Origin of the sequence: Enterobacter cloacae complex sp. ECNIH7 (assembly GCF_002208095.1) — a bacterium.
In the GTDB taxonomy this organism is placed as follows: Bacteria; Pseudomonadota; Gammaproteobacteria; order Enterobacterales; family Enterobacteriaceae; genus Enterobacter; species Enterobacter cloacae_M.
This window is the reverse complement of the sequence record NZ_CP017990.1, coordinates 4,743,768-4,758,668: the sequence shown is the minus strand read 5'-3', so window position 1 is coordinate 4,758,668 and position 14,901 is coordinate 4,743,768. Positions and strand designations below refer to the sequence as shown.

The following is a 14,901-nucleotide window of genomic DNA, read 5'->3' as shown; positions in this document are numbered from 1 at the left end:
CGGTTTTTCCTGCCGTTACCCATAAGGGGTCATAAGCTTTTCGTATTGAAAAGGCGGAGGATTAGCCTTTCAGCTGCACCTTGCCGTCCTTCACGCGGACATCATAGTGCTTCACTGAATGACTCTCATCTTCCATGCAGTATCCGTCGCTTAAGCGGAAACGCTGCTTTTTCAGCGGGCTGGCGACCCACAGTTCGCCCTGATGCTCGGCAATCAGTCCGCGGGAGAGCACGCTGGCCTCGAAGAACGGGTCGATATTGCTGATGGCAAAGACCTGTTCATCGTGGCGAGGGCGGAAAATCGCAACCTGCTCGCTGCCCAGCAGCGCGCATACGCCGGTGGACGGGATGATGTCGTTAATATCGCAAATGTTTATCCACTGGCTCATGCGTTTTCCTCCACCAGCGTGACCGGAATTCGTTCATACGGTGTCGCCGGACGATGCTGTTCGCGCTCCGGCACAACCTGTACGTTCGGGTCGCGCTGGGTGCTATTGATAAAGTGTTTGAAGCGCGTCTGCGCCGCCGGGGTGTTGACGGTTTCAGTCCACTCGCAGATCACCGCCTCGCGCAGGCGCGCCATCTCCGCTTCCAGATGTTCGTTCAGACCCAGCTTGTCGTCGATGATCACCGATTTCAGGTAGTCGATACCGCCTTCCAGGTTATCGAGCCAGGAGGCGGTACGGGTCAGCTTATCGGCGGTGCGGATATAGAACATCATGAAGCGGTCGAGATACTGAATCAGCGTGTCGCGATCGAGATCCGCTGCCAGCAGGTCCGCGTGGCGTGGCTTCATCCCGCCGTTGCCGCAGACGTACAGGTTCCAGCCTTTCTCGGTGGCGATGATACCCACGTCTTTACCCTGCGCTTCCGCACATTCGCGGGTACAGCCGGAGACGCCAAACTTCATTTTGTGCGGGGTGCGGATGCCTTTGTAGCGGTTTTCCAGCTCCACGCCAAAGCCCACGCTGTCGCCCACGCCGTAGCGGCACCAGGTGCTCCCCACGCAGGTTTTCGCCATACGCAGCGCTTTGGCGTACGCGTGACCGGTTTCGAAGCCGGCTTCAATCAGCTGACGCCAGATTTCCGGCAGATCGTCTTTCTGCGCGCCAAACAGGCCGATACGCTGGGAGCCGGTGATTTTAGTGTACAGGTTAAATTCACGGGCGATACGGCCCACGGCCACCAGCCCTTCCGGCGTGATTTCGCCCCCAGCGGAACGCGGGATCACGGAGTAGGTACCGTCTTTCTGGATGTTCGCCAGGAAGTTATCGTTGGTGTCCTGCAGCGGCGTATGCTCGGGCTTGAGCACGTACTCGTTCCAGCAGGAGGCCAGCAGGGAGCCGACGGTCGGTTTACACACTTCGCAGCCGTAGCCCTGACCGTGCTTCGCCAGCAGCTCGTCAAAGGACTTAATGCCCTCCACGCGGATCAGGTGGTACAGCTCCTGGCGAGAATACGCGAAGTGCTCGCACAGGTTGTTGTTCACTTCGATGCCCTGTTTTGCCAGCTCGGCGTTCAGCACCTGAGTGACCAGCGGAATACAGCCGCCGCAGCCGGTACCGGCTTTGGTTTCCGCTTTCAGCGCCGCCACGGTGTGGCAGCCTTTGTTGATGGCGGAGATCAGCATGCCTTTGGTGACGTCGAAGCAGGAGCAAATTTGCGCGCTGTCCGGCAGTTTATCCACGCCGATAGACGGCTTGCCGCTGGACGCGTGCGCCGGGAGGATCAGCGCGTCCGGGTTTTCCGGCAGCTCGATGGCGTTCAGCACCAGCTGCAGCAGGTTGCCGAAGTCGCTGGTGTCGCCCACCAGCACCGCACCGAGCAGAGTTTTGTTGTCCTGGCTAACGATGAGGCGTTTGTAGACTTCTTTGCTTTCGTCGAGATAGACATAGCTGCGAGCGCCGGGCGTGCGGCCATGCGCATCGCCAATGCCTCCCACGTCCACGCCCAGCAGCTTCAGCTTGGCGCTCATGTCTGCACCGGTAAACGCGTTTTCGCTGCCGAGGATATGGTCCACGGCGACCTGCGCCATTTTGTAGCCCGGTGCCACCAGACCGTAGACGCGGTTGTTCCAGCTGGCGCATTCGCCGATGGCGTAGATATCCGGATCGGAGGTCTGGCAGGTGTCGTTGATCATGATCCCGCCGCGCTGCGCCACGGCCAGACCGCACTGGGTCGCCAGCTTGTCGCGCGGACGAATACCGGTGGAGAAGACGATGAAGTCCACTTCCAGCTCGCTGCCGTCGGCAAAGCGCATGGTTTTGCGCGCTTCAGTCCCTTCCTGAACGATCTCTTTGGTGTTCTTGCTGGTGTGAACCTTCACGCCCATGCTTTCGATTTTACGACGCAGCTGGTCACCGCCCATGTGGTCGAGCTGTTCGGCCATCAGCATCGGGGCAAATTCGATGACGTGGGTTTCAACGCCGAGGTTTTTCAGCGCGCCTGCCGCTTCCAGACCCAGCAGACCGCCGCCGACCACCGCGCCGCGACGGCTGCGACGGGCGCAGGATTCGATGGCGTTGAGGTCTTCAATGGTACGATAGACGAAGCAATCCTGAGTTTCCGAGCCTTTGATCGGCGGGATCCACGGATAGGAGCCCGTCGCCATGATCAGCTTGTCGTAAAAAACCGTACGCCCGGCGCTGGAGTGGATCACTTTTTCCTGACGATTGATGGTGATAGCGCGTTCGCCCACCAGCACTTTTACACCATGCTTCTCGTAGAAACCTTCGCGCACCAGAGAGAGCTCTTCGGCGGTATGATGGGAGAAGTAGGAAGACAGGTGCACACGGTCGTACGCCTTGCGGGGTTCTTCACAGAACACGGTAATATCGAACTGCTCAGCATCGGCCTTATCGAGAAGATCCTCAATAAAGCGGTGGCCGACCATGCCGTTTCCGATGATAGCGAGTCTGACTTTGCTCATTATTGCCTCGATTTCTTTTCTATTATTGCCTACCTTAACGATTCAGCAGGGGCGCTTATTGATGCAAATCAAATACGTCTTCGCCTACTCCTTAGGTGGTATATGACTGATTTGTCAGGATTTTTATAAGTAGCGGAAATCGCAGGCTTTTCCCGCTCGTTGAATTTGTGTACAAATCAGGGGCAGTTTTGCCAAAATCGATACGCCTGAATATCAGCGGCATTTTTTAGGGGAAAGGTATGTCTACATCACCGTTATGGCTTGTTCAGAATGTACGTTTACCGGGTCGGGATGGGCTGTGGCAACTTGCCATCGAGAACGGGCGATTTGGTGACATCACCCCGATGGACGACACCCACGCCGAAAGTTATGAAGTATTGAACGCGCGCGGTGGGCTTGCTCTCCCGCCGTTCATCGAGCCGCATATTCATCTTGATACCACCCAGACGGCAGGGGAGCCGAACTGGAACCAGTCCGGCACGCTGTTCGAAGGCATTGAACGCTGGGCGGAGCGCAAGGCGATGCTCAGCCATGAGGATGTGAAATCACGCGCCTGGAAAACGCTGAAGTGGCAAATTGCCAACGGCATCCAGTTTGTTCGTACCCATGTGGATGTCTCTGACCCGACGCTCACCGCCCTGAAGGCGATGCTGGAGGTGAAACAGGAGGTGGCGCCGTGGGTAACGCTGCAAATCGTCGCGTTTCCGCAGGAAGGTATTCTCTCTTACCCGAACGGCGCGGCGCTGCTGGAAGAGGCGTTAAAACTGGGGGCCGACGTGGTCGGGGCGATCCCGCACTTCGAATTTACCCGGGAATATGGCGTGCAGTCGCTGCACATCGCTTTTGAACTGGCGAAGAAGTATGACCGACCGCTGGATATCCACTGCGATGAAATTGACGACGAACAGTCGCGGTTTGTCGAGACGGTGGCCGCGCTGGCGTATGAGGCTGGCATCGGCCCGCGCGTGACGGCCAGCCACACCACCGCCATGCACTCCTACAACGGCGCTTACACCTCGCGGCTCTTCCGTCTGCTGAAGATGTCGGGGATTAACTTCGTCGCGAACCCGCTGGTCAATATCCACCTGCAGGGGCGCTTTGATGACTATCCGAAGCGCCGCGGCATCACCCGGGTGAAAGAGCTGCAGGAAGCGGGCATTAACGTCTGCTTCGGTCATGACGACGTCTTCGACCCGTGGTACCCGCTCGGCACCGGCAACATGCTGCAGGTGCTGCATATGGGGCTGCACGTCTGTCAGATGATGGGCTATCCGCAAATCGACAGCGGCCTGAATCTCATCACCCATAACAGCGCCCGTACCTTCGGCCTGAGCGATTACGGCATTAAGACAGGTAACCCGGCGAACCTGATTATTCTGCCTGCCGAGAGCGGGTTTGAAGCGGTGCGCTGCCAGGTGCCGGTGCGCTGGTCGATTCGTCAGGGACGGGTGATCGCCACGACGCAGCTGGCGCAGACGTGGATCCAGACGGACGTCGGGGGAGAAGAGGTAAGCTTTGCCAGAAACAGCCCCTCTGCCGAGCGCAAAGGGGCGTAGGGGTTAGTGAGACGCTGCTGCCGCGTTGTGCTGGCGGTGGCGGGTCACGAAGCCCAGGATGAAGCACATGATGAACACCACGGCATACAGACCGTTGGCGGTGTGCAGCGCCGCCAGCGGGCCGCTGTGGGCGACGATCGGGCCGGTGACTACGAAGGTCAGCATGGTGCCGATGGTGCCGCAGGTCAGGACGAAGTTAACCAGCTTCGGCGAGGCCACTTTGGTCTGCAGAGAGCCCAGGGTGATGATCGAGGTATAAATGGCGCTGGAGAAGAAGCCCAGGGTCAGAATGAACCACGGCATATGCTCCGGTGAACCGTTGATGAACAGGTACATCAGCACGGTCGCCAGCCCGGCCAGCACGGTCAGAATGCGCTGAAGGTCGAAGAAGCGCAGGATGAAGCTAAACGCCCACATGCCAAACATGTAAGACATCCAGAAATCGCTCACCAGTTTACCCGCGTCGTTCAGGCTCATGCCCAGACCTTTGGCGTACTCCGGTACCCAGGAGATAAAGCCCAGCTGGCCCAGGATGTAGCACAGGGCGGCAACGGAGAGGAACAGCACGCCGATGCCCCATTTTTCTTTCGCAACGGGCTCGGCGGTGGTTTGCGCTTTCTTGCCCAGCACCGGGAATTCACAGCCGAAGGTCAGAATAAAGATCGCCACGTAGACCAGGCCGATGCAGGCATAGACCCAGTACCACTCGATGCTGCGCGCCAGCAGAACGGCCGCGACCATCGGGAAAATCATTCCGGCCATGCTGAAGAAGGAGTCGGTAAACAGCAGACGCGCGCCGCGCTGGCGGCCTTCATACATGTGGGTAATGAGGAACGTACCGATCGACATGGTGATCCCGCTCACCAGACCGAGCACGAACATGGCGGCGGAGAACAGGGCGATGCTGTGGCTCAGCATCAGGCCCGCCACGGCGGCGACCATCAGCACAAAGCCAAAACGCAGCTGGGTTTTCAGCGGGACGATTTCCATCAGCCAGGCATTCAGGAAGATAGAGATCAGGATCCCCGCGTTGAGGAAGGTGAAGGTGTTACTCATGCTGGAAACGGGCAGCTGGAAGTAGTCTGCGATATTCCCCATCACCATCCCGGTGACGATCACCAACGCGCCGGTCAGAGCGTAGGAGAAGAAGCTGATCCATGTGAGCTTGATGCGATTGCTGTTAGTCATGTCTGGCCTGTTCAGAAAAAGAAAAGCGCCCAGGAGGGCGCTGAGAGCGGGCAGATTTTAGACATTAAAGTGATCTATTCATATCTTTTAAGAGAAATTAGAACTTCATTGCATGTTTTTGTGTGATCTATATCACACAAAATGGCGCCAAAGCCAACCGTTTGCGCGGTTACAACTGTTTCAATTTCGTAAAATTAGGTAAAAGGCTGGTCTCCGTTCATACTGCTCTTTAGAATCAAGCCATTCGCTTTTTATACTGCGCTTTGTTAAGGAATTCTCATGCTCAAATCAACACTGGCGGCTGTCGCAGCTGTGTTTGCTCTTTCTGCCGTTTCCCCTGCTGCGCTGGCAGCCAAAGGGGACCCTCACGTTCTGCTGACCACCTCCGCCGGGAACATTGAGCTGGAACTGAATAGCCAGAAAGCTCCGGTTTCTGTGAAAAACTTCCTCGACTACGTGAACAGTGGTTTCTATAACAACACCACCTTCCACCGCGTGATCCCAGGCTTTATGGTTCAGGGCGGCGGCTTCAACGAGCAGATGCAGCAGAAACAGCCTAACCCGCCAATCAAAAATGAAGCGGACAACGGCCTGCTGAACAAACGCGGCACCATCTCCATGGCGCGTACCGCAGACAAAGACAGCGCGACCAGCCAGTTCTTCCTGAACGTGGCGGATAACGCCTTCCTCGACCACGGTCAGCGCGACTTTGGCTATGCCGTTTTCGGTAAAATCGTGAAAGGGATGGACGTGGCCGACAAGATTTCTCAGGTGCCTACTCACGACGTCGGTCCCTATCAGAATGTGCCGTCAAAACCGGTGGTTATCCTCTCCGCAAAAGTTCTGCCGTAATTCTTCTGAACGCGGGCTTCTCCTGCCCGCATTCTGTAACCCTCCCTGCGAAAGCGCGTTTTGCTGCTTATACTTGTGGCAAACGGACTATTCAGGGAGGCGTTAAGTGAAAAAGCTCACCGACAAGCAAAAATCCCGTCTCTGGGAACAGCAGCGTAACGTCAATTTACAGGCCAGTTGTCTCCTTGAAAAAGGTAATGGTCCCTCAGAGCCCCATATTGAGACGCTGGAGCTTGGGCCTTCCGCGCCCGGGTTGCCCCATCTGTGCCTTATTCATCGTCATTTGTACCGCAGCGAGATGAAGCGGGCAGGCGAGTTACGCACTGACGATATTTTTAAGGGTGACATTCCTTTCTGCCATTTCGAATACATCGAGAAGATGGGTAACGAGCTGATGGCGGCGCTGGAAAGCGAAAAGTATCTCGTGGGTCTTGAGAAAGCGGCGTTTGTTGACCGGGTTAGCCACTATTACTGCGAAATCAACATGCTGCATCCGTTTATGCGCGGCAACGGTATTGCCCAACGCGTTTTCTTCGAGCAGCTGGCGCTCCACGCGGGCTACTCGCTGGACTGGCGCGATATCGATCCCGACCAGTGGGTGGCGGCTAACCGAAGCGGCGCAACGGGAGATTTAACCGCGCTAAACGCTATCTTTGCCAAAGTAGTGAGCGAAGCGCGGGAATCTGAGTAGAATAGGGCGGCATTTTTTTCGGGAGCCGCCATGATTCTGCTGATTGATAACTACGATTCCTTCACCTGGAACCTTTACCAGTATTTTTGTGAACTGGGTGCAGAGGTGGTTGTCCGCCGTAACGACGAGGTTGGACTGGCCGATATCGGGACGCTGGCTCCGCAGAAAATCGTGATTTCTCCTGGGCCGTGTACGCCGTCGGAATCGGGTATTTCTCTGGATGCTATCCAGTACTATGCCGGCAAGCTGCCGATCCTGGGCGTCTGTCTGGGCCATCAGGCGATTGCCCAGGCGTTTGGTGCCACCATCGTGCGCGCCGAGAAAGTGATGCACGGTAAAACCTCTCCGGTCACCCACGCCGGCACAGGGGTATTCACGGGGCTCAATAATCCGTTAACCGTGACGCGCTACCATTCCCTGGTGATTGACCCGCCGACGCTGCCCGACTGCTTTGAGGTGACCGCCTGGAGCGATGCGCAGGAGATCATGGGGATTCGTCACCGCGAATGGGACCTCGAAGGCGTGCAGTTCCACCCGGAAAGCATCCTCAGCGAGCAGGGGCACGCGCTGCTGGCAAATTTCCTCAATCGCTGAATATCTGTTGCCTTGCTGTGATTTTTTATGCATATTTTGTGATTATATTTTCACAATAACTGTGACATAAAAATGGATGGTCATGACATGGCAACTGAACAACCAGCAATAACCCGCGCGACATTCGATGAAGTGATCCTGCCGATTTATGCACCGGCTGAGTTTATCCCGGTGAAGGGAAAGGGCAGCCGCGTCTGGGATCAGCAGGGGAAAGAGTATGTGGATTTCGCGGGCGGTATTGCGGTCACGGCGCTGGGTCATTGCCATCCCGCGCTGGTTGAGGCGCTGAAAACCCAGGGCGAAACCCTGTGGCACACCAGCAACGTGTTCACCAACGAACCGGCGCTGCGCCTGGGCCGCAAGATCATTGATGCGACCTTTGCCGAGCGCGTGCTGTTTATGAACTCCGGCACCGAAGCCAACGAAACCGCTTTTAAGCTGGCGCGCTACTACGCAACAACGCGCCACAGCCCGTACAAAACCAAAATCATCGCCTTCCACAATGCCTTCCACGGACGCTCCTTCTTTACCGTCTCCGTTGGCGGCCAGCCAAAGTATTCTGACGGGTTTGGCCCGAAACCAGCCGACATTGTCCACGTGCCGTTTAACGATCTGCACGCGGTGAAAGCGGTCATGGACGATCACACCTGCGCGGTAGTCGTTGAGCCGATCCAGGGTGAAGGCGGCGTGACGGCGGCAACTCCGGAATTCCTGAAAGGGCTGCGCGCGCTGTGCGACGAACATCAGGCGCTGCTGGTCTTTGATGAAGTGCAGTGCGGGATGGGGCGTACCGGCGATCTGTTCGCGTATATGCACTACGGCGTTACGCCGGACATCCTGACCAGCGCCAAAGCGCTCGGCGGTGGTTTCCCGGTGAGTGCGGTACTGACGACGCAGGAGATCGCCTCCGCGTTCCACGTCGGCTCTCACGGCTCTACCTACGGCGGTAACCCGCTGGCGACCGCCGTGGCGGGCGCTGCATTCGACATTATCAACACGCCGGAGGTGTTGAACGCCGTGAGCGAGAAGCGCGAGCTGTTCGTAAAACACCTGCAAAAGATTGATGAGCAGTACGATGTGTTCAGCGAAATCCGCGGGATGGGGCTGTTGATTGGCGCCGAGCTGAAGCCGCAGTACAAAGGTCGCGCGCGCGACTTCCTGCACGCCGCCGCGCACGAAGGAGTGATGGTGCTCAATGCCGGGCCGGACGTGATGCGCTTTGCGCCGTCGCTGGTGGTAGAAGACAAAGACATCGAAGAGGGGTTAACCCGCTTTGCCTCGGCGGTCGCGAAGATCGTTAAAGGCTAATACTCGGTTCGCTTTAACCGGCGCGTTAACCAAATGCCGTGATGCGGACGCTGACGCCATGCCACCGACGAAATGGTGTGCATGGTGTTCAGATGCCCCAGAACGCGCTGCAAATGCTGCTCCAGCGTGCTCATTGGCCCGTGGGTTAACGTCTCCGGCGCTTCCAGAATGTTTGAGTCGCCCGACTCGCCCGGCGCGTCATACTCCAGACGCTGCTGACACCTCTGCAACGCAATTTCACACGACTGCAAATAGCGCTGCGCCAGATCCGGCGTCAGCATCGTGTGCTCGCGCGCCAGCGTGGTCATGGCGTTAATGTGCTCGACGATAAACTGGCTGTGCGTCACCCAGAGCTTCATGTCTGCCAGATAGTGCGAGTTAAAGCCCGGCTCCTGCATCGCCTGGTTGAGCGAGTTAAACAGGGCGTTGTGCGCCTGGTTGACCTTCATCCGCTGATAGGCCAGCGGGGAGGGCTGCGGGTCGTCGCTCAGGATCAGGCGAATAGCCTGCTGGTCGGCTTCCAGCGCGTCGTGGGCGTTCTGCCTCAGCAGCCCGCTCTGCCACTGCGGCCACAGCCAGACCATTCCGCCAAAGGCAATCAGGCAGCCGATCAGGGTATCAATCAGCCTGGCGATAATAAACTGTTCGCCATTGAGCGTGAGCAGCTGCAGGGTATATACCGCCGTCACCGTAAAGCCCACCATCGCCCAGCCGTAATTTTTGCGGATAATCAGGTAGCTCACCAGCGTGATCGCCAGCATGCCTGCCAGGGTATAGCCTTCCGGCACGTGGAAGTGTAGCGTTACGCCCGCAATGATCAGCCCGGCCATCGTTCCGCCAGCCCTGTGCAGAATACGCACCCGCGTGGCGCCGTAGCCGTTCTGGGTGACAAACAGCACGGTCATTAAGATCCAGTACGGTTTCGGCAGGTGCAGCGCCATGCCCATCAGGCTGGCGGTACTGAGCATAACGCTAATCCTGGCGGCGTTGCGCAGGGCGGACGATTTAAGGGAAAGATAGCTCCTGAGCGCGGGCAATAACGGAAGCCGTTTTTGCTTATCCGCCATCAGGTCGCGGGGATAAAGCGGGCGCTGCGTGCGCAACACGCGGGCGATGCGGCTGAAGTGCCAGGCGGCAAACTGGCCGACCGGGTTATCGGGATGCTGGCGGGCGATTTTCTCCAGCGCGCCCAGCTGTTTTTCCATGTTAAAGCGCGTGGGGTAGCGGTGGTAGAGAATATCATCGGCCAGCACGCGCAGACGTGCGGACACGGTTTGTGCGTTCCAGCGGATCACCGCTTCGGCGTGGCTGCGCTCGACCAGCTTTTGCACCTCCTGCGGGTGATGAAGGCTTACGGAGATGTGCTCCTGCAGATCCAGCCCGACCTGGAAGGTGCGCAGCAGCCGTTTGTATTCGTGGTTCTTGTTGGCGGCGAGCATATGCAGCTGCTGATAGCACTGGCTTATGAGATCCACCACCTTCTGCTGGCGCGTCAGCAGCGGCGGTAAGGATTTTTCCGGGTCGGTATGCTGGGTGAGCAGGGTATATTTGGCTTCGCAGTAATCCGCAAGCTGCACATAGAGCAGGCTCAGGGATTCACGCAGCGGCTGTTCGCGCCACAGCCAGAACCAAAACCAGTTAAATAGCCCGTACCATAATGTCCCCAGGGCGTAGATCAGCAGCGGCTCCCACACCGGCATGTTCCCGGCGAGGCTCAGCGTGAAAATAGCCGCAATCAGCGAGGCGGGAAGCAGGCGGGCGTGCAGCGAACTGATTTCCGCCGTGACGCCGAGCGTCATCGCCAGCACGGTCAGGATCAGCGGCAGCGGGATATCCCGGGCAAGCAGAAGCTGCACGGCGAGGCTACAGCCGGCAAACAGGCAGCCACCGATAATCAGGCGTTTGAAAAAGCGCTTATGCGGCGTGTCCAGACCGGCGATGTTGCAGCAGGCGGGCACGAGGGAAAACAGCAGGCCTTGCTGAAGATGTCCGAGGATCAGGCCTATGGCCACAGGAAGACACAACACCAGCGTTTGCCGCTGTGCGTAGTTAACTTCCGGGTGATAGATCAGCCTGCGCCACATGGGGAGTAGAGACAAAAACGGCGTGACACCCTGCGGTGACACGCCGTTTGAGCGGAATTAACGCGTTCCGTAGACCACGATGGTTTTACCGTGGGCGGAGATCAGGTTTTGATCTTCCAGCATTTTCAGGATACGGCCCACTGTTTCACGGGAGCAACCGACGATCTGACCAATTTCCTGACGGGTAATTTTAATTTGCATGCCGTCCGGGTGGGTCATTGCGTCTGGCTGTTTCGCCAGGTTCAACAGGGTTTGTGCGATACGGCCGGTAACGTCCAGGAAGGCGAGGTTACCCACTTTCTCTGACGTGACCTGCAGACGGCGCGCCATCTGGGAAGAAAGACGCATCAGGATGTCAGGGTTAACCTGAATCAGCTGACGGAACTTCTTGTAAGAAATTTCAGCCACTTCACATGCTGTCTTTGCACGAACCCAGGCGCTACGTTCCTGGCCCTCTTCAAACAGGCCCAGTTCACCGATGAAATCGCCCTGGTTCAGATAAGAAAGGATCATCTCTTTCCCTTCTTCATCTTTGATCAGCACTGCCACCGAGCCTTTAACGATGTAATACAACGTTTCCGCTTTTTCACCCTGGTGAATCAGCGTGCTCTTCGATGGGTACTTATGAATGTGGCAATGAGACAAGAACCATTCGAGAGTCGGGTCTGTTTGCGGTTTGCCAAGCACCATGCGCTGTTATCCTCTGTTATAAGCTGTCACCAGAGTCATCAGATGCATCCGGACTCTGGGGTTGCAATCGAATTCTTACCCATACCCTGGGAAGTCGGCTACCGTAACGTTTCGCAGCCAGTAAAGTTTGATGTCCTCTGCATACACGTGTAACGTCAATGTATTACTGTAGCATCCTGAGTGTTTTAGCATAGCTTTCGCCGCGTGTCTCCTGGTGTCTCGCTTCAGCATGATGCAGGTCGCCTTCCATTGCGAGAAATGTAACGCACGCGTAATCTGTCACCAAAAATGCAACGTTGGAGTTAATGAATATGCAAGCGCGCGTGAAGTGGGTTGAAGGTTTAACGTTCCTGGGCGAATCCGCATCAGGACACCAGATTTTGATGGACGGTAACTCCGGCGATAAAGCGCCAAGCCCAATGGAAATGGTGCTGATGGCGGCAGGGGGTTGCAGCGCCATTGACGTGGTGTCGATTCTGCAAAAAGGACGTCATGACGTGACGGATTGTGAGGTTAAACTCACATCAGAGCGTCGCGATGAGGCGCCACGCCTGTTCACCCATATTAACCTGCACTTTGTGGTCACCGGTAAAGAACTGAAAGACGCGGCGGTCTCACGTGCGGTGGACCTGTCTGCGGAGAAGTACTGCTCTGTGGCGTTAATGCTGGAGAAAGCGGTAAAAATCACCCATTCGTATGAAGTGATCGAGGCGTGATTGATGGGGCATCGTGCGTGTTGATGCCCTCACCCTAACCCTCTCCCACTGGGAGAGGGAACATGCTCACGCGATCTGCTTCCCTTCCATCAGTCGCTCCACCAGCGGCGTCATGATGAGCTCCATCGCCAGCCCCATTTTCCCGCCCGGCACGACTAACGTATTCATGTGCGAAATAAACGAGCCCTGCAGCATCGCCAGCAGCCAGGGATAGTCAATGCCTTCGAGATTGCGGAAATGGATCACCACAAAGCTCTCATCCAGCGACGGGATGCTTTTAGCGGCAAACGGGTTGGAGGTGTCCACCGTCGGCACGCGCTGGAAGTTGATATGGGTGCGGGAGAACTGCGGCGTCAGGAAGTTGATGTAATCCTCCATGGAGCGCACCACCGAGTCCATCACAGCCTCTCGCGAATGGCCGCGCTCGCTCATGTCACGCGTCAGCTTCTGGATCCACTCCAGGTTAACGATAGGGACCACGCCGACCAGCAGATCCACGTGGCGCGCCACGTCGTGTTGAGGGGTGACCACGCCGCCGTGCAATCCTTCGTAAAACAGGACGTCGGTGGGTTCCGGCAGCGGCTGCCACGGGGTAAAGGTTCCCGGCACCTGATTCCAGGGTACGGCTTCATCATAGGTGTGCAGATACTTGCGGGACTGCCCTTTGCCGCTCTTGCCATACTCTATAAAGGTTTGTTCCAGCAGGCCGAAGTCATTGGCTTCCGGGCCGAAGTAGCTGATGTGTTTACCCGAATCGCGCGCCTTACGAATGGCCATGTCCATCTCCGGACGCGTGTAGCGGTGAAAGCTGTCGCCTTCGACCTCCGCCGCACGGAGATTCAGCTGGGCGAAAATCTTGCGAAATGCGAGGCTGGTGGTGGTGGTTCCTGCACCACTCGACCCCGTAACGGCAATAACCGGATGTCTGGCAGACATAGCAACTCCCTGACTGAAAAGGGTGGAAGATCAGCCGTGAAACGCGTTGCGGGGCATGATATTGACCGTCTCATGCAGTTCTGACCACACCAGCACCACGTCGCCGCTTTTCAGCTGGCGCTTAACATCGTTGACCTTTTGCTCAAGCGAGCGTTCCTGTTCACCATAATCGGTGCCTTCGCGTAATACAAAGCTTTCAATCAGATTATCGAGCGTAATGGGCGCCAGATCCTGCCAGGGAATAATCATTTTGCACCGTCCAGATAAGGGGTCAGCCAGTCAGGAATACGCGCCTCAAGCCACATTTTCGGGCGGCGCAGCGTGCCGCCGATAAACCCGACGTGGCCGCCATGCTCGGTCAACTGATAGTGAACGTTGTCGGGCAGGAATTCCTGAGCGGGGATCGAGTGATGATCCATAAACGGGTCATCTTTGGCATGAATAATCAGCGTCGGCTGCGTGATCTTGCTGAGCAGCGGCATGGCGCTGCACTGACGATAATAGTCAATCGCATCGGCGAAGCCGTGGATTTTCGCGGTGATCAGGTCGTCGAATTCGCGAATGCGGCGCACCTTTTTCAGCTGGCGCAGGCTGACCGGCAGGGTATCCGGGTAGGCCTTCAGCTTACGCGCCGCGTTGGCCTTCAAAAGGTTGAGCAGGTAGCGCTGATAGACGCGGGAAAAGCCCTTATCCATGTGGTAGCTGCACTGCTCGAGCATAAACGGCGCGGAGACAATGACGGCGGCATCCAGCGGGACGCTTTCACCCTCTTTGGCCAGCAGACAGGCCAGCATGTTGCCGCCCAGCGAGTAGCCCACGGCGGCCGTTGGCACGGTGCCATAATTTTCCCGCAGCCAGTGTAAAAACCACGTCCCGTCTTCGGTTTCACCCGAGTGATAAATGCGTTTCTGACGATTCGGTTCGCCGCTGCAGCCGCGAAAATGCATCACCACGCCGAGCCAGCCGCGCGCTTTTGCCGCCTCAATTAGCCCATGCGCATACGGGCTGTGCAGGCTGCCTTCCAGACCGTGGAAAACCACCAGACGCGGCTTATGGCGAGCCTGTTCAGGCGCTTCGCTCCAGGCGAGATCCAGAAAGTCACCGTCTGGCAGGTCAAGCCGTTGCCAGTGCGGGGTGAACTGAACCTTGCGGCGGATCAGTCGCGGCAGCATGGTCTGCAAATGGGGATTGGCCACGCCGCGCATAGGCACGAACTCAGTGCTGTCTTCGGCCGCAATGTCGAAGTCTGATGGAATGATTTGGGTCATAAGCGCGATGCTGATTCTTGTCGGAAATTTACGATACTTTCCGAATTGTACCCCGTTTAAGCTGGATTTCCGAACCCGGTACGGATTCTG

Annotated in this window: 13 protein-coding genes and 2 pseudogenes; 7 read left to right on the top strand and 8 right to left on the bottom strand. The window is 57.1% G+C overall.

Annotated features, from left to right (window positions below; translation table 11 throughout):
- Nucleotides 1-61: 61 nt before the first annotated feature.
- Together nirD and nirB are read right to left on the bottom strand one after the other, a co-directional pair.
- Nucleotides 62-388: a nitrite reductase small subunit NirD gene (gene nirD, locus WM95_RS23810; protein WP_063409734.1), complete on the bottom strand. Its 327-nt coding sequence runs from the start codon at nt 386-388 to the stop codon at nt 62-64.
- Nucleotides 385-2,928 carry a nitrite reductase large subunit NirB gene (gene nirB / locus WM95_RS23805; RefSeq protein WP_063409735.1) on the bottom strand — a complete coding sequence of 848 codons (2,544 nt, stop codon included), beginning with the start codon at nt 2,926-2,928 and terminating at the stop codon, nt 385-387. The genes nirD and nirB overlap by 4 nt, the downstream gene beginning before the upstream one ends.
- Nucleotides 2,929-3,167: 239 nt before the next feature.
- Between nirB and WM95_RS23800 the strand changes: the two genes are divergently transcribed.
- A complete protein-coding gene (locus WM95_RS23800; RefSeq protein ID WP_063409736.1) occupies nt 3,168-4,484 on the top strand; it encodes a cytosine deaminase in 1,317 nt (438 codons plus the stop codon).
- A 3-nt stretch (nt 4,485-4,487) separates the two neighbouring features.
- On the opposite strand, the gene tsgA is transcribed toward WM95_RS23800, so the two are convergent.
- Nucleotides 4,488-5,672, bottom strand: coding sequence for an MFS transporter TsgA (gene tsgA / locus WM95_RS23795; protein WP_045357612.1), 1,185 nt, complete (start codon nt 5,670-5,672; stop codon nt 4,488-4,490).
- Between the two features lie 279 nt (nt 5,673-5,951).
- Between tsgA and ppiA the strand changes: the two genes are divergently transcribed.
- From ppiA to argD, 5 genes and pseudogenes are all read left to right on the top strand, one after another.
- Nucleotides 5,952-6,524, top strand: coding sequence for a peptidylprolyl isomerase A (gene ppiA / locus WM95_RS23790; RefSeq protein ID WP_023309471.1), 573 nt, complete (start codon nt 5,952-5,954; stop codon nt 6,522-6,524).
- A gap of 106 nt (nt 6,525-6,630) precedes the next feature.
- Nucleotides 6,631-6,702, top strand: a pseudogene (locus WM95_RS27790) (YhfG family protein); the annotation flags it as partial.
- Nucleotides 6,703-6,747: 45 nt separating this feature from the next.
- Nucleotides 6,748-7,215: pseudogene (locus WM95_RS23785) on the top strand (putative adenosine monophosphate-protein transferase Fic); the annotation flags it as partial.
- A gap of 30 nt (nt 7,216-7,245) precedes the next feature.
- A complete protein-coding gene (pabA, locus tag WM95_RS23780; RefSeq protein ID WP_063409737.1) occupies nt 7,246-7,809 on the top strand; it encodes an aminodeoxychorismate synthase component 2 in 564 nt (187 codons plus the stop codon).
- Nucleotides 7,810-7,896: 87 nt separating this feature from the next.
- Complete coding sequence (argD, locus tag WM95_RS23775; protein ID WP_176600586.1) at nt 7,897-9,117, top strand: bifunctional acetylornithine/succinyldiaminopimelate transaminase; 1,221 nt, start codon at nt 7,897-7,899, stop codon at nt 9,115-9,117.
- On the opposite strand, the gene WM95_RS23770 is transcribed toward argD, so the two are convergent.
- Complete coding sequence (locus WM95_RS23770; RefSeq protein WP_088544986.1) at nt 9,114-11,201, bottom strand: YccS/YhfK family putative transporter; 2,088 nt, start codon at nt 11,199-11,201, stop codon at nt 9,114-9,116. The genes argD and WM95_RS23770 overlap by 4 nt on opposite strands.
- 57 nt (nt 11,202-11,258) lie before the next feature.
- Nucleotides 11,259-11,891, bottom strand: coding sequence for a cAMP-activated global transcriptional regulator CRP (gene crp, locus WM95_RS23765; RefSeq protein ID WP_000242758.1), 633 nt, complete (start codon nt 11,889-11,891; stop codon nt 11,259-11,261).
- Between the two features lie 311 nt (nt 11,892-12,202).
- On the opposite strand from crp, the gene WM95_RS23760 reads away from it, so the two are divergent.
- Nucleotides 12,203-12,607 (top strand): OsmC family protein, encoded by a 405-nt coding sequence (locus WM95_RS23760; protein ID WP_023309466.1) that lies wholly within the window; start codon nt 12,203-12,205, stop codon nt 12,605-12,607.
- Between the two features lie 66 nt (nt 12,608-12,673).
- On the opposite strand, the gene WM95_RS23755 is transcribed toward WM95_RS23760, so the two are convergent.
- Genes WM95_RS23755 through WM95_RS23745 form a run of 3 tightly spaced genes read right to left on the bottom strand, consistent with a single transcriptional unit; the run spans nt 12,674 to nt 14,811 of the window.
- Nucleotides 12,674-13,543, bottom strand: coding sequence for a phosphoribulokinase (locus WM95_RS23755; protein ID WP_023309465.1), 870 nt, complete (start codon nt 13,541-13,543; stop codon nt 12,674-12,676).
- 30 nt (nt 13,544-13,573) lie between these two features.
- Nucleotides 13,574-13,792, bottom strand: coding sequence for a YheU family protein (locus WM95_RS23750; RefSeq protein WP_047652866.1), 219 nt, complete (start codon nt 13,790-13,792; stop codon nt 13,574-13,576).
- A complete protein-coding gene (locus WM95_RS23745; RefSeq protein ID WP_039263094.1) occupies nt 13,789-14,811 on the bottom strand; it encodes a hydrolase in 1,023 nt (340 codons plus the stop codon). The genes WM95_RS23750 and WM95_RS23745 overlap by 4 nt, the downstream gene beginning before the upstream one ends.
- Nucleotides 14,812-14,901 lie beyond the last annotated feature (90 nt).